Source organism: Streptomyces sp. NPDC057900 (assembly GCF_042887885.1).
GTDB lineage: Bacteria > Actinomycetota > Actinomycetes > Streptomycetales > Streptomycetaceae > Streptomyces.
The window spans coordinates 315,141-338,613 of sequence record NZ_JBHVOI010000002.1 but is presented as its reverse complement, the minus strand read 5'-3'; the positions used below and the strand labels follow the sequence as shown (position 1 = coordinate 338,613).

Here is a 23,473-nt window from a genome sequence, read left to right as displayed (position 1 = left end):
ACCCTCAGAACACCAGCACCCCGCGTGCCACCCGTCCGTGGTGCGCGTCGTCCGCCGCCTTGGCGAAGTCCTCCACCGGGTAGGTCTCGGTGACGAGTTCGTCCAGCAGCAGCCGGCCCTCCCGGTACAGCTCCGCGTACAGCGCGATATCGCGCTGCGGGCGCGAGGAGCCGTAGCGGCAGCCCAGGATCGACTTGTCCAGGTACATCGACGAGACGAGGAACGACGCCTCCGCCGTCGCCGCCGGTACGCCCAGCAGGATCGCCTGGCCGTGCCGGTCGAGCAGGTCGATCGCGGTACGGATCAGCTCGGTGCGGCCCACGCACTCGAAGGCGTGGTCGGCGCCGTGCGGCAGGATCTCCTTGACCCCCTCGGCCGACGTCAGGAAGTGGGTGGCGCCGAACTGCCGGGCCACCGCCTCCTTCGCCGGGTTGGAGTCGATGGCGACGATGGTCAGCGCCCCGGCGATCCTGGCGCCCTGGATCACGTTGAGCCCGATGCCGCCGGTGCCGATCACGACGACGCTCTCGCCCCGGTCGACCCTGGCCCTGTTCAGTACGGCTCCGACTCCCGTCAGCACCCCGCAGCCGATCAGGGCCGCAGAGGTCAGGGGCAGGTCCGCCGGGATCTTCACCGCCTGCACGGCCTTGACCAGGGTCCGTTCGGCGAACGCCGAGTTGGACGCGAACTGGTACAGCGGCTTCCCGCCCCGCGAGAACGGCTTGCCCGGCATCCCGATCGCCTTGCGGCACATCGTGGGGCGGCCCCGGTCGCACTGGGCGCAGGCGCCGCAGCTGGCGAGCGTGGACAGGGACACGTGGTCGCCGGGCGCCACATGGCTCACCCCGGCCCCGACCGCCTCGACCACGCCCGCGCCCTCGTGTCCGAGCACCACCGGCAGCGGGAACGGGATCGTCCCGTCGATCACCGACAGGTCGCTGTGGCAGAGCCCCGCCGCGGCCACCGCGACCAGTACCTCGCCGGGACCCGGATCACGTATCTCCAGATCGTCGACGACCTCGGTCCGCTTGCCGTCGAAGACGACGCCTCTCATCTCGGCTCCCTCGGTAGGCCGAGCACGCGCTCGGCGATGATGTTCCGCTGGATCTCGTCCGAGCCGCCGTAGATGGTGTCGGACCGGGTGAACAGGAACAGGCGCTGTGCCTCGTCGATCTCGTACGGTGCGCCGGGCGACCAGTCGTGCGGGCCGACGGCTCCCGCCGCGCCCCTGATCTGCACGGCGAGTTCGCCCAGGCGTTTGTGCCAGCCGCCCCAGAGGAGTTTCGCGACGCTGGGGGCGCCCGGGTCCCCGGTGGTGCCGAGGGTGCGCAGGGCGTTCCAGCGCATCGTCCGCAGCTCGGCCCACTGGCGGACGAGCCGTTCGCGCAGGACCGGGTCGTCGGTGGCGCCGCTCTCGACGGCCGCCCGGACCACCCGGTCCAGCTCCGCGGCGAACCCGATCTGCTGGACGAGCGTGGAGACGCCGCGCTCCAGGGCCAGCAGACCCATGGCGACGGCCCAGCCGTTGCCCTCGCCGCCGACCACCTCCTGCGCGTGCGCCCCGTCGAGGAACACCTCGTTGAACTCACTGGTCCCCGACATCTGCCGGATCGGCCGCACCTCGATCCGGCCCGGCTGGTCCATCGGCACCAGCAGGAACGACAGCCCGTGGTGCCGCCGCGAACCGGGCTCGGTACGGGCCAGTACGAAGCACCAGTCGGCGTCCCGCGCGAGCGACGTCCAGACCTTCTGCCCGGTCACGCGGTAGCCGCCGCGCTCCGGATCGCGTACGGCGGCCGTCCGCACCCCCGCCAGGTCCGAACCCGCGCCCGGCTCGCTGTACCCCTGGCACCACAGGGTCTCGCCGCGCGCGATGGGCGGCAGGAAGCGGCGGCGCTGCTCCGGGCTGCCGTGGGCGATGAGGGTCGGGGCGAGCAGGTTCTCCCCGATGTGGCCGACGCGGGCGGGTGCCCGGAGGCGGGCGTACTCCTCGGCCCAGACGACCTGCTGGGTGAGGGTGGCGGTGCGGTTGCCGTACGCCCCATCGCCCGAGCCGTCCCCGTCCCCCTCCCAGCCGAGGCCGATCCAGCCGCCCCGGCCGAGTTCGCGCTCCCAGGCGCGGCGGACGGCGATGCCCTCGTGCTCGCTCCCCGGGCCGCCGGTGCCGATGCCTGCCGCGTACGCGTCGACGAGATGGTCCTCCAGCCAACTGCGCGCCTCCTCGCGGAACGCGGCGTCGTCGGGGCCGAAGCTGAAGTCCACGGTGAGTCCTTTCCTTTACGGGGTTGGGGGCGCCCGCTTCAAGCCCGTCCGGCGATTGAGGACCGGGGCCCGGGGCAGCGCCCCGGAGGGGTTCGGAAAGCGCGCCCGCCTACGCGTTCGGCCGCTTCGCGGCCCGCGCCGCCTCCGCCATCGCCTCCAGCTGCGCCAGCATCGGCATCGGGTCCGTGCCCACCGTCCCCGGGAGGAAGTCCGCGATGCGTTCCGGGGTCCAGGCCGCGCCCTCCGCGTACCCCGCGCGCAGCTCCCTCGGCTGGGCCCAGACCGCGATCTTGGGACCCGCGATGGTGTACACCTGCCCGGTGATGCTCTCCGCGCGGGCCCGGTCGCTGAGGAGGTAGACGACGAGCGCGGCCACGTCCTCGGGCTCGCCGATCTCCTTGAGCTCCATGGGTACGTTGGCGGACATCCGGGTCCGCGCCACCGGGGCGACCGCGTTGGCCGTGACGCCGTACTTGTGCAGGCCCAGTGCCGCGCTGCGGACCAGCGAGATGATCCCGCCCTTCGCCGCGCTGTAGTTCGCCTGGGCCACGCTGCCCTGGTGGTTGCCGCTGGTGAAGCCGATCAGCGTGCCCGCGCCCTCCTGCTTGCGCATCACCGCGGACGCGGCCCGGAAGACGGTGAAGGTGCCCTTGAGGTGGGTGGCGACCACGGGGTCCCACTCCTCCTCCGACATGTTGAACAGCATCCGTTCACGCAGGATGCCGGCCACGCACACCACCCCGTCGATGCGCCCGAACCGGTCCAGCGCGGTGTCCACGACCCGCTGCCCGCCGGCCATGGTGGAGATGTCGTCGGCCACCGCGACCGCCTCGCCGCCCGCCGCCACGATCTCCTTGACGACGGACTCGGCTATCTCGCTGGCGGGTTCGCCGCCCTCGATGGAGACGCCGTAGTCGTTGACGACGACTCTCGCCCCCTCGGCCGCCGCGGCGATCGCGACGGCCCGCCCGATGCCTCGTCCGGCACCCGTGACGGCCACCACTTTGCCTGCCAAGAAGTTCCCCATGCCCGGCCCCTTCCCGCGGTTTCTGACGGACCGTTAGATTCTATGGGTCATCAGGTCCACCGGCACAAGCCCCAGGAGGCTCCATGTCACTGCCGGACGAGTTCCACGACATCGCCAAGCGCGTGAACAACTGGGGCCGCTGGGGCGCGGACGACGAGATCGGGACGCTCAACCTGATCACCGACGAGGTCGTCCGGGAGGCGGCGGCCACCGTGCGCACCGGGCGACGGGTGCCGCTCGCGCTGCCGCTCAAGCAGGACGGCGTACAGAGCGGGCTGATCCAGGGACGGATCAACCCGCTGCACACCATGGTCCAGATCAACCAGGAGCTGTTCGGCCCCGGCACCGTCGCGACCAGCGACGACACCGCGGTCCTGAGCCTCCAGACCGCCACCCACTGGGACGCCCTGACGCACGTCTCGCACTCCGGGAAGATCTACAACGGCCGCCCGGCCGACAGCATCACCCCGCACGAGGGGGCCAGGTTCAGCGGCATCGAGAAGGCCCCGCACATCGTCTCGCGCGGGGTGCTCCTCGACGTGGCCCGCGCCCACGGGGTGGACAGGCTGCCCGGCGACCACGCCGTCACCCCGGAGGACCTGGACGCGGCGGAGGAGCTGGCCGGGGTGCGGGTGCGGTCCGGGGACATCGTGCTCGTACGGACCGGGCAGGTGCAGGTCTTTCTGGCCGGGGACAAGAACGGGTACGGCTATCCGTCACCGGGGCTCTCGATCCGGACGCCCGAGTGGTTCCGGGCCCGGGATGTGGCCGCGGTCGCCAACGACACGCTGACCTTCGAGATCTTCCCGCCGGAGATCGACGATCTGTGGCTGGGCGTGCACGCGCTGGATCTGGTCGAGATGGGCATGCTCCAGGGCCAGAACTGGAATCTGGAGCAGTTGTCCACAGCCTGTGCGGAGTCGAAGCGCTACGGCTTCCTGCTCTCCGCGATGCCGGAGCCGTTCGTCGGCGCGACCGGCACTCCGGTGGCCCCGGTCGCGGTCTTCTGAGCAGCGGCGACCGCGTCGCCGGGGGGCCGGGCGCGGGGCGAAGCCCCGCGCCGGCAGGACCGGTCGGCTGCGAACCTATGCGCGATGGGTGACCGCGTGCGACGGCTCGTACGCGGCACCGGCACCGGCATCGCAGTCGCCGGCCCCGCACGCCCCGGCGCCGTGCGCACCCGCCCCATGGGCGCAGGGCTGCATCTGCACCTGGATCACCGGAATACTCCGGTCCACCTCGCACCAGATCCGCTTGCCGGCGCCCTCCGGCTGCCAGCCCCAGCGGTCGGCCAGGCCGTCGACCAGCTCAAGCCCCCGGCCGCCGGTGTCCTCGCCCTCCGCGTGCCGCTGCTGCGGCGGGCGGCAACTGGTGTCGGCCACCTCGACCCGTACGGTCCCGGCGTTACCCGGCGCCCCCGTCGAGCCGAACAGCATGCGCAGCACGGCCGGGCAGCCGGTGTGCACGACCGCGTTGGTGACCAGTTCCGAGATCAGCAGGATGAGCGTCTCGGCCAGCGGCTCGTCGTCTCTTATCCCGGACACGAGCAGTCTCGAACGCGCCCATCTGCGGGCCCGCCCGACCTCCGCCGGGTCGGCCCCGACCTCCAACTGAACCTGAAGCACCTGCACCGCTCACACCATCCGAACCGGCGGACACATCGCCTCGCGCCTCCTCAGGGTCACGGAACGTGATTCCCTTACGAGACAGCATGGTTGACGTACAGTCACCGCAACAAGCGCTTCGGGCATATTCCAGCGCGAAGGAGTACGCGTGGTGCATACTGTGCGACGCACGCTGCGGAGAGTCGAACAGAGGCGCCCGGCGGCCACGAAAACCCCGGGAAACGTTTCCCCGGCAGGCCCGGCCCCTCTGAGTGGATCACGAGCAGGGCACCTCTCGCGGACCGGAGCAGCCGCACAGGCCACATCCGGATCGCCAGGTTCCAGAACCACTCGCATCCAACGGAGCGTACCCGAGCCCGGCGCCGACTCCACCCCGTGACGAATCACGCAAAGGACACAAGCCGGTATCGGTGCTTACCGACTGCACTGTGTCACTGCTCAGCGTGAACCTCAGGGGTCCGTCGCGTCACCCGCACGCAGCGGGCGTCCGGCCGCCCCGGATCAGCCCAGATCGGCGGCCAGCGCCTCCTCCGCGTCCGCCGCCGTCAGCCACTGCCCGGCCCGCAGCCAGGCCCGCTTCAGGTGCAGGTGCACATCCGCCTCCCAGGTGAAGCCCATGCCGCCGTGCACCTGGAGGCAGTCGCGGGCGTTGCCGACGGCCGCCTCGTCGGCCAGCAGCTTGGCCCCGGCGATCTCCACCGGGTCCGCCGTCACGGCGGCCGCGTAGACGGCGGTACGGGCCGTCTCGGCGCGCACCAGCATTCCGGCGCACAGATGCTTGACCGCCTGGAAGGACCCGATGGGCGCCCCGAACTGTTCACGTTGACCGGCGTGTTGAACCGCCGTCTCCAGGCTGCGGGCGGCGCTGCCGAGCTGCTCGGCGGCGGCCAGCAGGGCGCCCTCGCGGCGCAGCCGCGCCCCGTCGGGCAGTGGCTCGCCCTCGTACGCCGACAGATCCCCCACCCGCCACAGCGGGGTTCCCGGGTCGAGCGACCGTACGGGCTCGGCCTCACCCAGGAGCCGCCGCAGCACCCCGCCACCGAGCAGCCTGGCCGAGTCCCCGTCGAGGACCAGCAGCGCGTCGGCCGCCGCCAAGTGCCCGACCGGCCGCCCGGCCTCCGCCAGGGCCACCACCGCCTCGCCCTCCGCGGCCCCCTTCACCGCTCCCGCGGCCAGCTGGGTGGCGATCAGTGGCCCCGGCAGTAGGCACCGCCCCACCTCATCGAACACGAGTACGGATTCGGGCAGCCCGAGCCCGACGCCGCCCGCCGTCTCCGGCAGCCGCAGCGCGAAGAGCCCGGCCGCGCCCAGCTCCCGCCACAGCTCACCGCCGACTCCCCCACCCCCGTCCAGCGCGGCCCGCATCCGGTCCCTGTCGAACCGCCCGGCGAGCAGTTCCCGCATCCCCGTCCGCAGGGCCCGCTGGTCGTCCGAGAGCTGGAAGTCCACTGTCCGCTCACCGCCCCTTCGGCAGGCCGAGAATCCGCTCGGCGACGATGTTGTGCTGGATCTGCGAGGTACCGGCCGCGATCGTGTACGAGAGCGAGGAGAGCCGGTCCAGCACCCACTCCCGGTCCAGGTCGAGGGCGTCGCCCGCGCCCAGCACCTCGGCGGCCGCCTCGTACAGCTCCTGGCGGGCGTGCGAGTACCGCAGCTTGAAGACCGAGCCGCCGGTCCCGGGGACGCCGCCACTGGCCTGCGCCTCGCTGACGTTCCACTGGGTGAGCCGCCACAGCGCCCGGAACTCCGCGTTCAGCCTGCCCAGCCGCCGCCGCAGCACCGCGTCGTCCCACCGCCCGTTCCTGCGGGCCTCCGCCGCCAGCGCGTCCAGCGTCCGGCGGCAGGCGACGACCTCCCCCACGAACGCCGTGCCGCGCTCGAACGAGAGCGTGACCATGGTGACCCGCCAGCCGTCGTTCTCCGCCCCGACGCGGTGCGAGACGGGCACCCGCACCTCGTCGAGGAACATCTCCGCGAACTCCGTGGACCCGGCGAGCGTGCGCAGCGGCCGGACGGTGACGCCGGGGGCGTCCATCGGCATGGCGAGCCAGCTGATGCCCCGGTGCTTCGGCGCCTGCGTATCCGTCCTCACCAGCAGCTCGCACCAGTCGGCGACCTCCGCGTGCGAGGTCCAGATCTTGCTGCCGCTGACCACGTACTCGTCGCCGTCGCGGACCGCGCGGGTCCGCAGCGAGGCCAGGTCGGAGCCCGCGTCCGGCTCGCTGAAGCCCTGGCACCAGATCTCGTCGCCGCGCAGCACCGGGGGCAGCCAGCGGGCCCGCTGCTCGGCGGTGCCCTCCGCGGCGATGGTGGGTCCGGCGTGCAGCAGCCCGACGAAGTTGGCCCCGACGTAAGGCGCCCCGGCCCGCTCCGTCTCCTCCAGGAAGATCAGGTGCTGAGTCGGTGTGGCGCCCCGGCCGCCGGCATCGACAGGCCAGTGCAGACCCGCGTAACCGGCGTCGTACAACAACCGCTGCCACCCGCTGTCGTACGCCCGCCGCCCCGGCCAGTCGCCGGGGTCCGGCTTCGGCGGCAGCCCGGGGAGCACCGAGCCCAGCCACTCCCGCAGCCGGGCCCGGAAGGCTTCCTCTTCCTCCGTGTACGAGAGGTCCATGACGCACGCGCCTACTTGTCGAGGTCGAGGCCGAGCATCCGGATCGCGTTCCCGCGCATCAGTTTGTAGATGGTCTCGTCGTCCAGTCCCTTGACGTGGTCGAGCGCGACCTCCTTGGTGTTCGGGAAGGTCGAGTCGACGTGCGGATAGTCGGTCTCGAAGGTCGCGTTGTCCCGCCCCACGACGTCCAGGGACGCCACCCCGTGCTTGTCGCGGAAGAAGCAGCAGAACATCTGCCGGTAGTAGTACGTGGACGGCGGCTCCGGGATCAGATCGCGCACCCCGCCCCAGGCCCGGTGCTCCTCCCAGACGTCGTCGGCGCGCTCCAGGGCGTACGGGATCCAGCCCATCTGCCCCTCGCTGTACGCGAGCTTGAGCTGCGGGAACTTCACCAGCACCCCGCTGAACAGGAAGTCCATCATCGAGGCCATCGCGTTGTTGAAGGACAGCGAGGCCTGGACGGCGGGCGGGGCGTCGGGCGAGGCGGCGGGCATCTGCGAGCTGGACCCGATGTGCATGTTCACGACCGTGCCGGTCTCCTGGCAGGCGGCGAAGAACGGGTCCCAGTACCCCGTGTGGATCGACGGCAGCCCCAGATAGGTCGGGATCTCCGAGAAGGTGACCGCCCGCACCCCGCGCGCCGCGTTCCGCCTGATCTCCGCGACCGCGAGATCGATGTCCCAGAGCGGGATGATGCACAGCGGGATCAGCCGGCCGCCGCTGTCCCCGCACCACTCCTCGACCATCCAGTCGTTGTAGGCGCGCACGCACGCCAGCGCGACCTCCTTGTCGTGCGCCTCCGCGAAGGTCTGCCCGCAGAACCTCGGGAAAGTGGGGAAGCAGAGGCTCGCCTCGACGTGGTTGAGGTCCATGTCCTTCAGCCGCTCGACGGGGTCCCAGCACCCACGCCGCATCTCGGCCCGGGTGATCCCCTCCAGCGTCATGTCGTCGCGGTCGAACCCGACGGCGGCGATGTTGCGCTTGTACGGGAACTTGAGGTCCTCGTAGATCCACCAGTCGGTGGGCGGACCGTCCGGGTCCATCGTGATGACGTACTTGCCGCCGGTGTACTCCAGCTCCCCGATGCCCGCCGTCAGCGGCTGCGGGCCGCGCTCGCGGTACTTGGCCGGCAGCCAGGTCGAGAACAGGTGCGGCGGCTCGATCACATGGTCGTCGACGCTGACGATCCGAGGCAGTTCCGTCATGGTGTCCCCTTCGGCGCACGCATTTCTGATGACCCGTCAGATTGACGTCGCACTCAGGCTAGCCCCGCACCCCTGGACCGACAAGGCGCAGCGCTCTACGCTCTCCGCACGATCTGACTACCCGTCAGCTGTGAGGGGTTCGCCGTGAACGAGACCGCACATGCCCTGGGAGCATCGGGCACCTTCTGGGAGCTCATCGAACGCCGGGCCGCCCTGACGCCGGAGCGGCCCTTCCTGATCCAGGACGACCGCACACTCACCTTCGGCGAGCTGCGCACCCGCACGGAGCGGGTGGCGGCGGGCCTGTACGACATGGGGGTACGCCCCGGAACCGTCGTCGCCTGGCAACTGCCGACCCGGCTGGAAACAGCGCTGCTGTCCTTCGCGCTGGCCCGGATCGGGGCGGTGCAGACCCCGCTCATCCCCTTCTACCGCGACCGCGAGACCGGCTACGCGCTGCGCGAGTCGAAGGCCGAGTTCTTCGCGGTGCCCGGCACCTGGCGGGGCTTCGACCATGCGGCGATGGCCGCCCGCCTCTCCGCGGACCTCACGCACCCGCCCCGGATCTTCGAGGCGTACGACACGCTTCCGGACGGCGACCCGGCGGTCCTCCCGCCGCCCCCCGCCGACGGCACGTCGGTGCGCTGGATCTACTGGACCTCGGGCACCACCTCCGACCCGAAGGGCGTCCTGCACACCGACCGCGGCCTGATCGCGGCCGGCTCCTGCCTGGCCCACGCGCTGCACCTGTCGGCGGACGACGTCGGCTCGATGGCCTTCCCGTTCGCCCATGTCGCGGGCCCGGACTACTCGGTGATGCTCCTCCTGTACGGCTTCCCGGCCGTGCTGTTCGAGCACTTCGCGATGCCGGACGCGCTGGCGGGCTACCGGCGGCACGGGGTGACGGTCGCGGGCGGCTCCACCGCGTTCTACTCCATGTTCCTCACGGAGCAGCGCAAGGACCCGGCCACCCCCCTCATCCCCACCCTCCGCCTCCTCGCGGGCGGCGGCGCCCCGAAACCCCCGGAGATCTACCACGCGGTGGTCCGCGAGATGGGCGTCCAGCTCACCCACGGCTACGGCATGACCGAGGTCCCCATGATCACGATGGGCGCCCCCGACGACACGGTGGAACACCTGGCCGGAACGGAGGGCCGCCCGCCCGAGGGCATGGAGATCCGGATCACCGACGAGGACGGCAAGCGGGTGCCCTGCGGGGTGGACGGCGAGGTGCGGCTCCGGGGCGAGGCCGTCTGCCAGGGCTACCTCGCCGCCGCGAGCCCGTTCGACGCGGACGGCTTCCTCATCACGGGCGACGTCGGCCACCTCCGGCCGAGCGGCCACCTCGTCCTCACCGGCCGGCTGAAGGACATCATCATCCGCAAGGGCGAGAACATCTCGGCCAAGGAGATAGAGGACCTCCTCGCCCGCCACCCCGGCGTCGGCGACGCGGCGGTGATCGGCCTGCCGGACGAATCGCGCGGCGAACGCGTCTGCGCGGTGCTCGAACAGCCCCCGGGCGCCGCGCCCCTCACCCTCCCCGACGTGACGGCCTACCTCCGCGCCGAGGGCCTGTCCGTCCACAAACTCCCGGAACAACTGGAGATCCTGGACGCCCTCCCCCGCAACGAAACGCTCCGCAAGGTCCTGAAGTACCAGCTGCGGGAGCGGTTCGCGTAACTTCCCCGGTCCGGGGCGCGGGGTTCCGTCCTCAAACGCCGGACGGGCTTGATTTTGTGCGGGTACTCCGCCCCACCCACCGGGAATGGCACACAACGCGGAGCACCCGCACAAACAAGCCCGTCCGGCGATTGAGGACGGAACCCCGCACCCCGGAAAGGGGCACCCAAAACTCGCGCGCCCCCCGGCCGAGGGCTACGCGTCGGGTTCGATCACCGTGAAGTACGCGGAGAACGCCGCCACCGCGTCCGCCTCCGCGACCCGGCCGTCGTGGTCCGCGTCCAGGCTCTGCGCGCCGAACGCCGCCGCGTCCGGGCTCGCGCCGAGCACGCGTAGCGCCCGTTCCACGGCCGGTACCGCGGCTCCGCCGTCCTCGCCCTCGGCGGCCACGGCGAGCGCCGCGCGCAGGAAGGGGCGGGCGATCTCCGCGAACCGCTCGGGGTTGTCTCGGAGCCGTTTCACCGCGCCGCCGACGAACTCGGCGCGGCTGACGCGCTGGTCCCCGTCCACGTCCGCGATGCCCGCCATGCCCTGCCAGAAGGCCTCGGCCCCGCTGTAGAGGGCCTGGCCCTTGTCGCAGCGGGCCGTCGTACCGAACTCGGTGAGCAGACGGGCCGCGGCGGCGTCGAAATCCGCGCGATCGATGTATCCGTTTCCGTCCTGGTCGAAGGCGGCGAAACGGAACGCGATCTTGCGCTCATACTCTGCGCTGTCCATGCGGGGAGCGTACGACGCCCACGGGGTTCGCGTGTCATTTACCCGCGTCAGAGGTGTGACAGGCCGGGCACCCCAAGGCGCCGGACGGACCGTTTCAGGCCGAGAGCGGCTGAGCCGCGTCGTCCACGGCGGAGTCCCAGTCGGGGTAGACCTCGAACAGCCGGCGTACTCCGAGAGCGGCGAGCACCCGGTTGACGTGGGAGCCGTCCTCCGCGCCCCTGGCGGGCAGGATCAGCCGCAGCCGGCCCCCGCAGGAGCGCATCAGGCGGCGGGAGGCGATCAGCACGCCGACGCCGCTGGAGTCGCAGAAGAAGACCTCGGAGAGGTCGAGCACGACATCGTGGCGGCCGACGGCCACCGCGTCGTGGACGGACTGCCGGACCGCAGGCGAGGTGACCAGATCCAGCTCACCGCGTATGTGCAGCACGGTCCAGCCGCTCTGCTCGCTCTCGGCCACGCTCAGTGGCTTGCGGGAACGTTCCGGGGCGAGCCAGGCCGCGTGGTTCGTGGCAGCCGGAAGGCCGTGTCCAGGAGGGGATGGCTTTGTCACGCGACTGGGCCTCTCGTTCCGGGGATTCCGGGGAATTCGCGATCCGGAAGTTTGCGTTCCTCCTCGCGGCTGCCCCGGCGCACACTCCATGAAACACCGCCTCCCCCATGAAGGCCCAGCAGGGTTTCAGGCAGAAATGATCACTTCAGGTCTGATTCCGTCGCCACGGAGGCCGCATTCCCTACCATCCAGGGCGTTCGCGCGGGCGGAGTTGCCGCAAAGTGCGTGCATGATCCAGGCGGCCGACTACATTCGGTGTGACGAGGGGTACAGAGTCACGGGCACAGGGCTGGGGGTCTCATGGCCAATAACGCACCACCCCGCTGGGACCGCAAGATGCAGCAGCGGCTGGCCCGCGGTGAGGCCGCCGCCCTCGGCGAGCTCTACGACCGGTTCGCCGCGCTCGTACACAGCCAGGCCCACCGGATGCTCGACGACGAGAGCGCCGCGGACCTGGTGACCAGGGAGGTCTTCGGGTACGTGTGGGAGAACCCCGACGCCTACGACCCCAAGCAGGGCTCGATGCGGTCCTGGGTCGCCCGGCTCACCCACCGCCAGTCCGTGCGCCGGCTCCGCAGCACCGCCGACGCGGCGGCCCGCGAGGACGCGGAGGACGGCGAGGCCCGCGCGGATCCGGCCGAGCTGGAGGAGCGGGTGCGCCGGGCCACCGCGGCGGCCCGTGCCGACTACATCGTCGCCTCCATGCCCGCCCCGCTGCGGGCGGCGCTGGAGCTCGCGTACATACAGCGCCGGGACTACCGGCAGACCGCGGCCGACCTCGGCGTCACGGAGGACGAGGCCAGGCGCCGGCTTCGACTCGGCCTCCAGCTGCTCTCCACCGCCCATACCCGGCCCCTTGAGGACACCTCACCGCCCGGATACGGGCGGCGGCTGTGACCGACGACGGAGAAGGACCCGCCGGTGACGGCCGCGAGCACGGCGGACGGGACGACGAGGTGCGTGGCGCCCGTCGGATACCGGGCCCGCGGGCCGCGGCGGACGACTTCGACATGGATCACGTGACGCCACCACCACCCGCGCCCCAGCCGGAATCCGTACCGCCGCAGCCGGAACCGGACCAGTCCGGCAACCGGCCGAACCCGCCGCCGAATCCACTGTCGGCCCCGCCGCCGGCCCTGGTGCTCCCGCACCGCGTGCTGAAGGCGCTCCTCGGCGCGTGGGCGCTGTCCGCCTGTTCCACCGAGGAGACCGAGGCCGTGGAGGAGCACCTCACGGAGTGCGCGCCCTGCGCGGACGAGGCACTGCGGCTGCGCGACGCGGTCGGGCTGCTGCACACCGACGGCAGCCTGGACCTCGATCCGCTGCTCAGGACCCGGGTGCTGGACAACTGCCTGAGCCGACGGCCGGCCCAGATCCCGGTGCCCGACTGGGCGGCGCCGTACGACGCGGAGACCGCCCGCCTCGACGCACTGCTGCGTGACATCGGCACCTCCGAGTGGCACGCCCCGGTGCGGCTGAAGTGGTTCGAGGGCGAGCGCCTGGCCCACCGCAAGACGACGGTCGCCGGGGTGATCGGTCACCTGCTGACGGTCGACGGGCTGGTCAGCACCGCTCTCGGACTCGACGACCCGCTCGCCGACAGTGTCCCGGGCGCCCCGCGCCGGGGCCCGGGACCGGTCCTCGCGCCGACCGCCCGTACCGAGAGGTACTGGTCGGCCGCGCGGCTGCCGCCGACCCGTGCCGTCCGTGAGCCGTGGCGCGAGCAGAGCCACACGCTCATCCGCACGGTGTCGTTCGCGGGCCGCGGCGTCTCGGACCTCTCGGTCTCCTACGGCGATTTCGCGCTGCCGTTGCAGGACGCCCTGGTGGACCGCGCGTTCGAGTGCTGGGTGCACGGCGGCGATATCGCGAGGGCGGTGGACTACCCGTACGAGACGCCCTCCGCGGCCCACCTCAACCGGATGATCGATCTGGCGGTCCGGATGCTGCCCGCCGCGCTGGCCGGACGGCGACGGGCCGGGCTCGCGGGTCCGGCCCGCGATCTGGTGATGGCAGGTGCCCCGGGCCGCTCGCTCCACCTGGAGGTCGAGGGCCTGGGCGGTGGCGACTGGTACATCGCGCTGGACTCACCGGCGGCGGTCGGCTCCCCCGACCACACGGTGGCGCAGGTCGCGCTGGACGGCGCCGAGTTCTGCGAGCTGCTCGCGGGCCACGTACCGCCGGTGGAGACGGCGGCCGGTCAGCGCGGTGACCGTGAGGCGATCGAGGACGTGCTCTACGCGGCGGCCTCGCTCAGCAGACTGTGAGCCGGGCCCGGCAGTTGAGCGACGGCGCCAGGACGACAGGCCCTAGGGGAAGACCACCGTGCGGCGGCCGTTGAGCAGGATGCGCCGCTCCGCGTGCCACTTCACCGCGCGCGCCAGGGCCCGGCACTCCACATCGCGTCCGATGGCGACGAGCTGGTCCGGCGTGACGCCGTGGCTCACCCGCTCCACCTCCTGCTCGATGATCGGCCCCTCGTCGAGGTCGGCCGTCACGTAGTGCGCGGTGGCGCCGATCAGCTTCACGCCACGGGCGTGCGCCTGGTGGTACGGCTTGGCGCCCTTGAAGCTCGGCAGGAAGGAGTGGTGGATGTTGATGATCCGGCCGCTCAGCTGCTTGCAGAGGTCGTCGGAGAGGACCTGCATGTAGCGGGCCAGCACGACCAGCTCCACGTCCTCCTCACGGACCAGCTCCAGCAGCCGCGCCTCGGCTTCCGCCTTGTTGTCCCTGGTCACCGGGATGTGCCGGAACGGGATGTCGTACGAGGCGACGAGCTCGGCGAAGTCCGTGTGGTTGGAGACGACCGCCGCGATCTCGACCGGCAGTGCCCCGGTCCGGGAGCGGAACAGCAGGTCGTTCAGGCAGTGGCCGAACTTGCTGACCATGAGCACGATCCGCATCCGGTCGGAGGAGCGGTGGATCTGCCACTCCATCCGGAAGGAGTCACCGATCGCGGCGAAGCTCGCCCGCAGCTTCTCCGCGGTCACCGGGCTGTCCGCGGAGAAGTGGACCCGCATGAAGAACAGACCCGTGTCGTGGTCCCCGAACTGCTGGCTGTCCTCGATATTGCAGCCGGTCATGAAGAGATAGCTCGACACGGCGTGCACGATGCCCTTTTTGTCGGGGCACGAGAGCGTGAGGACGTACTGCTCGGGGACGGTGTCAGCAGGCTGCGGCGCGGTCATTCCCGTAGGGTGCCACACCGCCCGGATCTCAGGCCGTTCTGGTCATGATGCGGAGCACGTCCAGCGAGCGCGGCGGTACGTCCGGGTCCTCGCCGTCGTTCGAGGCGAGCAGCACATGGGCCTCGCGGGCGGCCCGGACGGCTTCCGGCCAGCCGTGGTGCTCCAGGTACGCGGAGACAGGGGCGTCCGCGCCGACCTGGTGCATGATGCGCAGCACCCGCAGCACGGCGACGTCCACGAGGGCGGCCTCTCCGGAGTCCCGGAAGACCGTGCCGACGTACTTCTCGGCGGACCAGTTGTCGAGCCAGGTGTCCTCGACCAGGCGGTACACGGCGTCGGTGACGTCGCCGTATCCCTCCCGGCCGGCCAGCCAGCACTCGTGGTGGAAGACGGGGTCGGAGAGCATGTGCAGCGCCGAGCGCACGTTGCTGCGCCAGCGCCACCACGGAATGTCGTTGAGCGGCATGCCGCCCATGGTGGAGGAGCGACGGCCGCGACGGGAAGTGTTCTCGGAACCTTGCTGCACAGCTGTCGATCGTACGTTCCCTTTCCGGCCTCCCGTGCGGCCCCCTGTAATTCACCCGGATGTCACCGAGCGTTGAACGGACCACACTGCGGCGTTACCCGGGGCCGGGAAGGGTCAGGGCCCATGACCGGACGGCAGCGCCCCACTCTTCCCCGCCCTATCAGGCCGCTCATCGGCACAGTGGCGGCAGGGGCCCTGCTGATGACCGGCTGCGGTGTGCTCCCTGGGGCCTCGGGGGACTCCAGGGAGCCCGTCACCGTCGTCACCTGGGCGCCGAGCGGCGCCTCCGGCCCGGACAGCGCCGACATGGCGGGCATGACCGCCATGGCGCAGACGTACGCGCGCTGGATCAACGGCAGCGGCGGGATCGACGGCCACAAGCTGCGCGTCGTCACCTGCGACGAGCAGGACACCTCGATCGGCGCGGGCCGCTGCGCCCGCCGGGCCGTCGAGGAGAAGGCGGTCGCGGTCGTCGGCTCGTACAGCCGGTACGGGCGGGCGTTCATGGCACCGCTGGAGGTGGCCGGGATTCCGTACATCGGCGGCTACGGCGCCTCCGAGGAGGAGTTCCGCAGCTATATGTCCTACCCGGTGACCGGCGGGCAGTTCGCGCTGCTGGCGGGCAACGCCAAGCAGCTGGCCCGTGGTTGCGAGCGGGTCTCGCTGGTGCGGCCGGACACGCTGGGCGGCGACGGGCAGTCCTGGCTCCTGAAGACCGGCCTCACCGAGGCCCGCCGGCCCGCGCCCGCCGACATCCGGGCGTCGGAGACGGCCACTTCCTACGACAGCGCGGCCGGGCAGGCACTCGCCGGGGCGGGCGCGGCCGGCGGCTGCGTGACCGCCGTACTGGGCGACCGCACCGAGACGTTCTTCGACTCCTTCCGGCGGCTGGCCCCGGCGGCCGCGGCGGTCAGCATCTCCTCGGTGCTCGGCAGCGTGGGCCAGCCGCTCATCGACCGCACGGGCGGCCGCGACAGCCCGTTCGAGGGCGCGTACGTCACCGGCTGGTACCCGGACGCGGGCGACGCCCGCTGGAACCGGATGCGGCAGGTGATCCGCGAGCACGCCTTCGGCGACAACCGGATCGACCCGGACGACACGGGGGTGCAGACCACCTGGATCGCCTATACCGCGCTGAAGTCGATCGTCGAGTCGCTGGACGAGCCGGTGATCACCGCGGGGAAGGTCACCAAGGCCCTCAACAAGGGCATCCGGGTCGACACCGGCGGCCTCACCCCCGAACTGCGCTGGCGCTACGAGGACATGATCGGCTCGGACTCGTACCCGCGCATCGTCAACAGCAAGGTGACGTTCCAGGTGGTGCGCGACGGCAAGCTGGTCGCCGACAAGAAGGGCTTCGTCGACGTGACGAAGACCCTGTCGGACGCGAGCGCGACCGGCTGAGACGGGCGGAGGGGCGCCCGTCCCCCGAGCCGGTCGCCGGGCTCAGAGCGCGGTCGCCTCGCGCTCGGTCAGGCCGTACTTCTTCGCGATGGTGTTCCACAGCTTGGACGCCTCGCGCTTGGCCTTGCTCGCCTCGCCGCTCTGCGCGTTGGCCGCCTGCGTCTGCGGGGTCGTACGGGCCTTGCCGTGCTTGCAGACCTTCTTGCTCTTGGCCTGCGCGGCCCAGGCGGCGTAGTGGTCGTCGGCGGACGCGGAGGCCTGCCAGGCCTTGGTGAGCGAGGCGGTCAGCTCGCCGTTGTTCGGCAGCTTGTCGACCGAGAGGCCCTTGAGCCGGGTGACCAGGTCGCGGCGCTGCTGGGCGGCGCCCTTGAGGTCCGACACGGCCTTGTCGAGGTTGGTGCAGGTCTTGGTCTTCTCGACGGCGCCGATGACGGCGGCCCGGCTGTTGTTGCTGTCGGCGAGCAGCTTGTCGAGCGCTTCCGCCTGCGGCTTCGCCGGGTCGGGCGCGGCCTTGCTGGAGGGCTGGGCGGCGGGTGAACTCGCCGAGGCCACCGGCTCCTTGCTGTCCTTGTCGTCGTCGCCACCGCTCAGCAGCGCACCGGCGCCGAGCCCGATCACCGCACAGCCGACGACGACCGCGGCGATCAGCGGGACGTGCGCGGGCCGCTTGCGCCGCTCCTCGCGCCCGTCACCCGCCGACCCGTCCTCCGGACCGTTGTACGGGGGCGGCGGCTGCTGGTACGACTGCTGGGGCTGCGGGGGGCCCTGGTACTGCGGGGACTGCTGCCCGGGGTCGAACCGGGGCATCTGCTGCGTCGCTCCCGCGGGCTCGTCGCTGCGGAAGAGGTTGTCGAACTCGGCGGGCGGCGGCCGCTCGCCGGGCGTGCCCGGTCTGATCCCGTACGGGGCTCCACCGGGCACCGGGGGTATGTACTGGGTCGCGTCGGCGTCCTGGCCGCCCTGCGGGGGCTGCTGGTACGCCTGCGACCGGCCCTGGCCCAGGTACTGGGTCGACTCCGCGGGGTTCTCCGGCGGCAGCCCGCCCGGCGCGGGGCCGGAGGGCACCGGAGCGATGTACTGCGTGGCGTCCGAGTCCCCGCCCGTGTTCATGCCCATGCCCGGTACGGCCTCGGGGGGCAACGGCTGGGCGTACGGGCCCTGCGGCTGGGCGGGCGGCAGCGGCTGCGGCTGGCCGTAGGAGGATCCCTGGTGGCCCTGCTGACCCTGCCCGTACTGGCCCTGGCCGTACGCCGGGTTCTGCTGCTGCCCCTGGTCGTACTGCCCGTGCTGCTGCCCGTACGCGGGTCCGCCGCCCTGCTGCCCGTACTGGCCCTGCGACGCGGCGTCCTGGTGCGGCGCCTGCGGCCCCCAGGGCTGGCCCCACGGCTGGCCCTCCGCCGGGGCGGGCTGGTTCGCCGGCGCCCCCGGCGTCCAGGGCTCGCCGCCACCCGCGGGCAGCACGACACCCTCGTGTGCGGGTCGTACAGCAGGGAGCTGCTGCTCGTCGCCCTGTCCGCTCTGTGTCACCGGGACTCCTACGTGTGAACCTATGGAATCGTCGGCTCACGCTACCGGGTGCCGGCCGCCCTTCGCCAAGCGCGTGAGGTCGCTCACCACCCCTTCACAGCGGCTGTAACGCTCAGCGGCCTTAAGACGCAGTTAATGGGGTCGGCCGGCCCGATCGTCCCGATTCGGACACCGTGGCGGGTTCCGGCCGCACCCTCCGTTCATGCCGCCTGGAGCTCCAGCCGGGCCCCGAACTCCCGTACCGCGGGCTCGTCCCCGTACGGCACCAGCCGTTGCTGGAGGTCCTCCAGATACTCCGCGCCCCGGCTGGAGCGCACCGAGCCGAGCAGCTCCATCGCCCGCGTCCCGGTGTGGCAGGCCTGCTCCACCTCGCGCAGCTGCACCTGAGCCGTGGCCAGCAGCGCCAGGCCGATGCCCCGGCGGCGGGCCCGGGACTCCGGGTGGCCGTCCAGGGACTCCTTCGCCCGGCGCGCGGCGGACTCCGCCTGGCCGAGATCGCGGTGACAGTGCGCCAGTTCGTCGGCCAGGTAGGCGTGGTCGAAGTGCGCGATCCAGTCGGGATCGTCACCGCTGTCCGGGTCCGCGCGGTCCAGGGCCGCCTGCGCCAGGCTCGCCACGGAACGGCAGGTGCCGGCGTCCCCGAGGAGGGCGTGGCCGCGTGCCTCCGCGGCGTAGAACATCGCCTCCGCCCTCGGCGTGACCCGTCCGCGCGCACCCTCCTGCGCGGCCCTGGCCAGTTGGGCGATCTCGCGCGGATTGCCGAGCTGGGCCGCGAGATGGCTCATCGACGCGGCCAGCACATAGCCGCCGTAGGCGCGGTCACCGGCCGCCTGGGCGAGGCGCAGCGCCTGGATGTAGTAGCGCTGGGCGAGCCCCGGCTGACCCGTGTCGATCGCCATGTACCCGGCGAGTTCGGTGAGTCGCGCGACCGCCGCGAACAGCTGCCGCCCGGTCGATTCGCGGTACGCGCCGGAAAGCAGCCCGGAGACCACGCTGTTGAGGTAGTGCACCAGGACGGGCCGCACATGGCCGCTGCCGAACCGGTGGTCGAGGTCGACCAGCGCGGCCGTCATCGCCCGCACCGCCTCCACGTCCGGCATGCCGACCCGGGCCCCGGCCGCCCGTGCGACCTGCGGGTCCGCACCGCTGATCAGCCAGTCCCGGCTGGGCTCGACCAGTGCGGAGGAGGCCACCGCAGAGCCGGTGAGGAAGTCCCGGCGGCCGACGTCGCTGCGCCAGAGCTCGCAGACCTGCTCGATCGCCCCGATCACCGTCGGGGCGAACTGGAGGCCCACACCGGAGGCGAGGTTCTTGCCGTTGGCCATCCCGATCTCGTCGATCGTGACGGTACGGCCGAGCTTGCGGCCGAGTGCTTCCGCGATGATTCCCGGCGCCCTGCCGCGCGGCTGCTGTCCGCGCAGCCAGCGGGCGACCGAGGTCTTGTCGTATCGGAGGTCGAGGCCGCGTTCGGCACCGACCATGTTGACGCGGCGGGCCAGGCCCGCGTTGGAGCATCCGGCTTCCTGAATGAGCGCTTGCAGCCGTTCGTTCGGCTGGCGTGCGACGAGAGGCCTGGCTGCCATGTTTGTCCCCCTGAGGCCGCGGTGATGGTTGCGGGATCACTGCCCGACATATGCCTGAGAAATGCGCCGATTCATCGTGTTGGTCACTTTCACGACGTCTTGCATCTTTCGTCACAGCAAGCGCTCTAAGATGCGAGTCGAACTGTGCCGGAATTCCCGTATCTGGTTACCCCTCCTTCGCCGTGACGCCTACCGCGCGCCCCCGTCCATGCATCGATGCGCCCCGTATGCGGGAGCGGAACGGCCCCCAACCGCGCACGTCACGCCCGTAACCCCAGGTGGTGGCGGGAGTTGTGCTGTGCGTGGAAGAGCCCATCGGAGTCATGGAAGCCGCGCCGGTCCCCCAGCAGCGTGCGGAGCCGCTGCTCGACGCCGCCGTGCGGTACGCGGACGAGCGCAACTGGGACGTGTGCCCCGGCACCTGGCTGGAGCCGGCCGACGGGGTGGAGCGGTGCTCGTGCGGCGAGGGCCGGTGCGCGGCTCCCGGCGCGCACCCCACCCAGGCCGACTGGGCGGGCCTGGCCACCGGCAGTGGTGCGGCGGCGCGCCGGATGTGGGAGCGGCAGCCCCGGGCGTCCATCCTGCTGCCGACCGGCCGCACCTTCGACGCGATCGACGTACCGGAGTCGGCCGGATTCCTGGCGCTCGCCCGGATGGAGCGCCTCAGCCTGCCGCTGGGCCCGGTCACCCGCGCCCCCGACCGCCGGATGCAGTTCTTCGTACTGCCGGGCGCCGCCGCCAAGGCCGACGCGCTGGTACAGCGGCTGGGCTGGAGCGCCCCCGCGATCGGGCTGCGAAGCTGCGGCGAGGGCCAGTACGTGACGGCGCCGCCGACCCGGGTCGGCGGGAGCGGCTCCGTGCAGTGGGCGCGCCGCCCCACCACCGCGAACCGCTGGCTGCCCGAGGTGGAGGAGCTGATCAGCCCGCTCGCCTACGCCTGCGGCCGGGAAGCGGCTGACGCGCGGACCCGCCGGACGTAGCCCGCCTTTCGTAGGGTGGCCCCCACACACGGGGACTTCGAAGGGCGTGCACCATGCCGGACCGGCACGATACGGACAGGACAGAGCAGACAGCGCAGACGGCGCGGACGGCCGAAGCGGACTCGCCGCGGGTGGCACCGCCCGCGGTGCGCGTGGAGGGGCTCTGGAAACGGTTCGGGGAGCAGACGGCGGTGGCCGGAATCGATCTGGAGCTGCCCGCGGGCAAGTTCATCGGTCTGGTCGGCCCCAACGGCGCGGGCAAGACCACCACCCTGTCCATGGTCACCGGGCTGCTCCGCCCCGACATGGGCCGGATCGAGGTCGGCGGCCGGGACGTCTGGCGCGATCCGGTCGAGGTGAAGTCCCGGATCGGTGTGCTGCCCGAGGGCCTGCGGCTCTTCGAGCGCCTCTCTGGACGTGAACTGCTCGGCTACACCGGCCGGTTGCGCGGGCTGCCGGGGCCCGAGACGGACAGCCGGGCCACCCAGCTACTGGACGTACTCGACCTGGCGGGCGCCCAGCACAAGCTGGTCGTCGACTACTCGACCGGCATGCGGAAGAAGATCGGGCTCGCGGCGGCGCTGCTGCACAACCCCGAAGTGCTCTTCCTGGACGAGCCGTTCGAGGGCGTCGACCCGGTCTCCGCGCAGACCATCCGCAAGGTGCTGGAGCGCTACACCCGCTCCGGGGCGACCGTCATCTTCTCCAGCCATGTGATGGAGCTCGTCGAGTCGCTGTGCGACTGGGTGGCCGTGATGGCGGCCGGCAGCATCAGGGCCCAGGGCACTCTGGCGCAGGTGCGCGGGGAGGCGCCCAGCCTCCAGGACGCGTTCCTGGAGCTCGTCGGCGCGGGCGGCCGGGACGACGGCGACGCCCTGGACTGGCTGGGCGGTGCCCGATGAGCGTGCTGGACGCCCCGGCGGGATCCGGGCCCCGGACGGACGCCGCGGGCGCCATGGGCGGTACGGCCCTGGTCCCGGTCTTCGTCCGGCTGAAGCTGTCGCTGCTGCGCAACGGGCTGCGGCAGTCCTCCGGGCGGCGGGCCGCGTACATCACGTCCGTCGTCGTCACCCTGCTGATCGCCGCGGGCCAGCTCATCGCGCTGCTCGCGCTGCGCGGCAACGCCCACGCGGAATCGCTCGTGGTCCTGCTGGCCGAGGTGGTGGCGCTCGGCTGGGCCGTGATGCCGCTGTTCTTCTCCGACGGGGACGAGACCCTCGACCCGAGCCGTCTGGTGATGCTGCCGCTGCGGCCGAGGCCCCTGATCACCGCGCTGCTGACGTCCTCGCTGGTCGGCATCGGCCCGCTGTTCACGCTCTGCCTGACCACCGGTTCGGTGATCGCGCTGGCCCACGGTGCGGGCGCGACGGTGTTCGCGGTGCTGGCCGCCCCGCTCACCCTGCTGGTCTGCGTGGCGCTGGCGCGGACCGTCGCCACGGCCAACAGCCGGCTGCTGACGTCCCGCAAGGGCCGCGATCTGGCGGTCCTCAGCGGCCTGGTGATCGCCGTGGGCATCCAGGCCGTCAACTTCGGCGCGCAGCGGCTCGGCCAGGCCGGCGGCCTCTCCGCGCTGGACCCGGCGGCGGAGGTGGTGCGCTGGCTGCCGCCCGCTTCGGCCATCGGCTCCGTGCACTCCGCGTCCCAGGGCTCGTACGGCCGGGCCACCGTTCAGCTGCTGCTCTCCGTGGCGGCGCTGGCCCTGCTGGTGTGGCTGTGGCAGCGCAGCCTGGTGAAGCTGATGACCGCGCCGGACGGCTCGACGCTCGCCGCGGCCGAACCGAACCGGAAGAAGTCCGGCTCGCGCGGCTCCGGGGTCTGGGCGCTGCTCCCGGAGGGGCGCACCGGCCCGGTGATGCAGCGCAGCCTGCGCTACGTCGCCCGGGACCCGAAGACCAAGGCGGCGTGGGTGACGGCGCTGGCGATCGGGCTGATCGTGCCGCTGCTCAACGCCTTGCAGGGCACCGGCTCCGTCTACTTCGCCTGCTTCGCCGCCGGGATGCTCGGCATCCAGATGTACAACCAGTTCGGGCAGGACACCTCCGCGTTCTGGATGGTGGCCATGACGATCTCCTCGACCCGGGACGCGTACCTGGAGGTGCGGGCGCGGGCGCTGGCCCTGCTGCTGATCACCCTTCCGTACACGATCCTGGTGACGGTGCTGACCTGTGCGCTGCTCGGGGACTGGCAGCAGCTGCCTGGGGTCATGGGGCTGTCGTTCGCGCTGCTGGGCGCGATGCTGGCGACGGGCGCGGTGGCCTCCGCGAATCTGCCGTACTCGATCCCGCAGGACGGCGCGTTCAAGAACGTGGCGCCCGGGCAGGCCGGGCTCGCCTGGATGTCGATCTTCGGCGGCATGGTCTCCGCGGCGCTGCTGTGCGCCCCGGTGATCGCGGCGACGATCTGGCTGCGGGTCGCGGGTGCGCAGGAGTGGCTGTGGGTGCTGCTGCCGGCGGGTGCGGTGTACGGGGCGCTGCTCGCCTGGGCCGGGCTGCGGGTGGCGGCGCCCCGGACCGCGGACCGGCTGCCGGAGATCCTGGCGGCGGTCAGCAAGGGGTGACGAGGGGCGGGTGCCGGGGCGGGGGCGG

21 protein-coding genes are annotated in these 23,473 nt (G+C 72.1%); 8 read left to right on the top strand and 13 right to left on the bottom strand.

Annotated elements, in window-relative coordinates:
• Positions 1–4 precede the first annotated feature (4 nt).
• The 3 genes from ACFVQ0_RS08720 to ACFVQ0_RS08710 form a co-directional block, all read right to left on the bottom strand.
• Positions 5–1,054 carry a Zn-dependent alcohol dehydrogenase gene (locus ACFVQ0_RS08720; RefSeq protein WP_390085977.1) on the bottom strand — a complete coding sequence of 350 codons (1,050 nt, stop codon included), beginning with the start codon at positions 1,052–1,054 and terminating at the stop codon, positions 5–7.
• A complete protein-coding gene (locus ACFVQ0_RS08715) occupies positions 1,051–2,262 on the bottom strand; it encodes an acyl-CoA dehydrogenase family protein (RefSeq protein ID WP_390085975.1) in 1,212 nt (403 codons plus the stop codon). The genes ACFVQ0_RS08720 and ACFVQ0_RS08715 overlap by 4 nt, the downstream gene beginning before the upstream one ends.
• 109 nt (positions 2,263–2,371) lie before the next feature.
• Positions 2,372–3,289, bottom strand: coding sequence for an SDR family oxidoreductase (locus ACFVQ0_RS08710; RefSeq protein WP_390085973.1), 918 nt, complete (start codon positions 3,287–3,289; stop codon positions 2,372–2,374).
• An 83-nt stretch (positions 3,290–3,372) separates the two neighbouring features.
• On the opposite strand from ACFVQ0_RS08710, the gene ACFVQ0_RS08705 reads away from it, so the two are divergent.
• Entirely contained in the window at positions 3,373–4,299 is a 927-nt protein-coding gene (locus ACFVQ0_RS08705; protein ID WP_390085972.1) for a cyclase family protein, read from the top strand.
• Positions 4,300–4,374: 75 nt separating this feature from the next.
• On the opposite strand, the gene ACFVQ0_RS08700 is transcribed toward ACFVQ0_RS08705, so the two are convergent.
• From ACFVQ0_RS08700 to ACFVQ0_RS08685, 4 genes are all read right to left on the bottom strand, one after another.
• Positions 4,375–4,920, bottom strand: a complete 546-nt coding sequence (locus ACFVQ0_RS08700) for an ATP-binding protein (RefSeq protein WP_390085970.1) — start codon at positions 4,918–4,920, stop codon at positions 4,375–4,377.
• A 495-nt stretch (positions 4,921–5,415) separates the two neighbouring features.
• Positions 5,416–6,363: an acyl-CoA dehydrogenase family protein gene (locus tag ACFVQ0_RS08695; protein ID WP_390085968.1), complete on the bottom strand. Its 948-nt coding sequence runs from the start codon at positions 6,361–6,363 to the stop codon at positions 5,416–5,418.
• A gap of 7 nt (positions 6,364–6,370) precedes the next feature.
• Positions 6,371–7,528 (bottom strand): acyl-CoA dehydrogenase, encoded by a 1,158-nt coding sequence (locus ACFVQ0_RS08690; protein WP_390085967.1) that lies wholly within the window; start codon positions 7,526–7,528, stop codon positions 6,371–6,373.
• An 11-nt stretch (positions 7,529–7,539) separates the two neighbouring features.
• Positions 7,540–8,733: an amidohydrolase family protein gene (locus tag ACFVQ0_RS08685; protein ID WP_390085965.1), complete on the bottom strand. Its 1,194-nt coding sequence runs from the start codon at positions 8,731–8,733 to the stop codon at positions 7,540–7,542.
• Between the two features lie 144 nt (positions 8,734–8,877).
• Between ACFVQ0_RS08685 and ACFVQ0_RS08680 the strand changes: the two genes are divergently transcribed.
• Positions 8,878–10,413, top strand: a complete 1,536-nt coding sequence (locus ACFVQ0_RS08680; RefSeq protein WP_390085963.1) for a class I adenylate-forming enzyme family protein — start codon at positions 8,878–8,880, stop codon at positions 10,411–10,413.
• Between the two features lie 195 nt (positions 10,414–10,608).
• On the opposite strand, the gene ACFVQ0_RS08675 is transcribed toward ACFVQ0_RS08680, so the two are convergent.
• Both ACFVQ0_RS08675 and ACFVQ0_RS08670 read right to left on the bottom strand, forming a co-directional pair.
• Positions 10,609–11,130, bottom strand: coding sequence for an EF-hand domain-containing protein (locus ACFVQ0_RS08675; RefSeq protein ID WP_390085961.1), 522 nt, complete (start codon positions 11,128–11,130; stop codon positions 10,609–10,611).
• A 94-nt stretch (positions 11,131–11,224) separates the two neighbouring features.
• On the bottom strand, positions 11,225–11,593 hold the full coding sequence (locus tag ACFVQ0_RS08670) for an STAS domain-containing protein (protein ID WP_073733163.1): 369 nt from the start codon (positions 11,591–11,593) through the stop codon (positions 11,225–11,227).
• 387 nt (positions 11,594–11,980) lie between these two features.
• Here ACFVQ0_RS08670 and ACFVQ0_RS08665 point away from each other — a divergent pair, with 387 nt between their 5' ends.
• Positions 11,981–12,577 carry an RNA polymerase sigma factor gene (locus ACFVQ0_RS08665; protein ID WP_390085960.1) on the top strand — a complete coding sequence of 199 codons (597 nt, stop codon included), beginning with the start codon at positions 11,981–11,983 and terminating at the stop codon, positions 12,575–12,577.
• 113 nt (positions 12,578–12,690) lie between these two features.
• Positions 12,691–13,947, top strand: a complete 1,257-nt coding sequence (locus tag ACFVQ0_RS08660; protein ID WP_390087721.1) for a zf-HC2 domain-containing protein — start codon at positions 12,691–12,693, stop codon at positions 13,945–13,947.
• Between the two features lie 42 nt (positions 13,948–13,989).
• Here the strand turns inward: ACFVQ0_RS08660 and purU are convergent, their stop codons facing one another.
• Positions 13,990–14,868 (bottom strand): formyltetrahydrofolate deformylase, encoded by an 879-nt coding sequence (gene purU / locus ACFVQ0_RS08655; protein WP_390085958.1) that lies wholly within the window; start codon positions 14,866–14,868, stop codon positions 13,990–13,992.
• Between the two features lie 28 nt (positions 14,869–14,896).
• Entirely contained in the window at positions 14,897–15,343 is a 447-nt protein-coding gene (locus ACFVQ0_RS08650; protein ID WP_024494606.1) for a hypothetical protein, read from the bottom strand.
• A 174-nt stretch (positions 15,344–15,517) separates the two neighbouring features.
• Here ACFVQ0_RS08650 and ACFVQ0_RS08645 point away from each other — a divergent pair, with 174 nt between their 5' ends.
• Positions 15,518–16,798, top strand: a complete 1,281-nt coding sequence (locus tag ACFVQ0_RS08645) for an ABC transporter substrate-binding protein (protein ID WP_390085956.1) — start codon at positions 15,518–15,520, stop codon at positions 16,796–16,798.
• A 42-nt stretch (positions 16,799–16,840) separates the two neighbouring features.
• On the opposite strand, the gene ACFVQ0_RS08640 is transcribed toward ACFVQ0_RS08645, so the two are convergent.
• Together ACFVQ0_RS08640 and ACFVQ0_RS08635 are read right to left on the bottom strand one after the other, a co-directional pair.
• Positions 16,841–18,325 (bottom strand): hypothetical protein, encoded by a 1,485-nt coding sequence (locus ACFVQ0_RS08640; RefSeq protein ID WP_390085954.1) that lies wholly within the window; start codon positions 18,323–18,325, stop codon positions 16,841–16,843.
• 200 nt (positions 18,326–18,525) lie between these two features.
• Positions 18,526–19,908 carry a transcriptional regulator gene (locus tag ACFVQ0_RS08635; RefSeq protein ID WP_390085952.1) on the bottom strand — a complete coding sequence of 461 codons (1,383 nt, stop codon included), beginning with the start codon at positions 19,906–19,908 and terminating at the stop codon, positions 18,526–18,528.
• Between the two features lie 323 nt (positions 19,909–20,231).
• On the opposite strand from ACFVQ0_RS08635, the gene ACFVQ0_RS08630 reads away from it, so the two are divergent.
• The 3 genes from ACFVQ0_RS08630 to ACFVQ0_RS08620 are packed head-to-tail and all read left to right on the top strand — an operon-like array spanning position 20,232 to position 23,445.
• Positions 20,232–20,888 (top strand): bifunctional DNA primase/polymerase, encoded by a 657-nt coding sequence (locus tag ACFVQ0_RS08630; protein ID WP_390087719.1) that lies wholly within the window; start codon positions 20,232–20,234, stop codon positions 20,886–20,888.
• A gap of 53 nt (positions 20,889–20,941) precedes the next feature.
• Positions 20,942–21,790, top strand: a complete 849-nt coding sequence (locus tag ACFVQ0_RS08625; RefSeq protein ID WP_390085950.1) for an ABC transporter ATP-binding protein — start codon at positions 20,942–20,944, stop codon at positions 21,788–21,790.
• Entirely contained in the window at positions 21,787–23,445 is a 1,659-nt protein-coding gene (locus ACFVQ0_RS08620; protein ID WP_390085948.1) for a transporter, read from the top strand. Before ACFVQ0_RS08625 ends, ACFVQ0_RS08620 begins: the two co-directional genes overlap by 4 nt.
• Positions 23,446–23,473 lie beyond the last annotated feature (28 nt).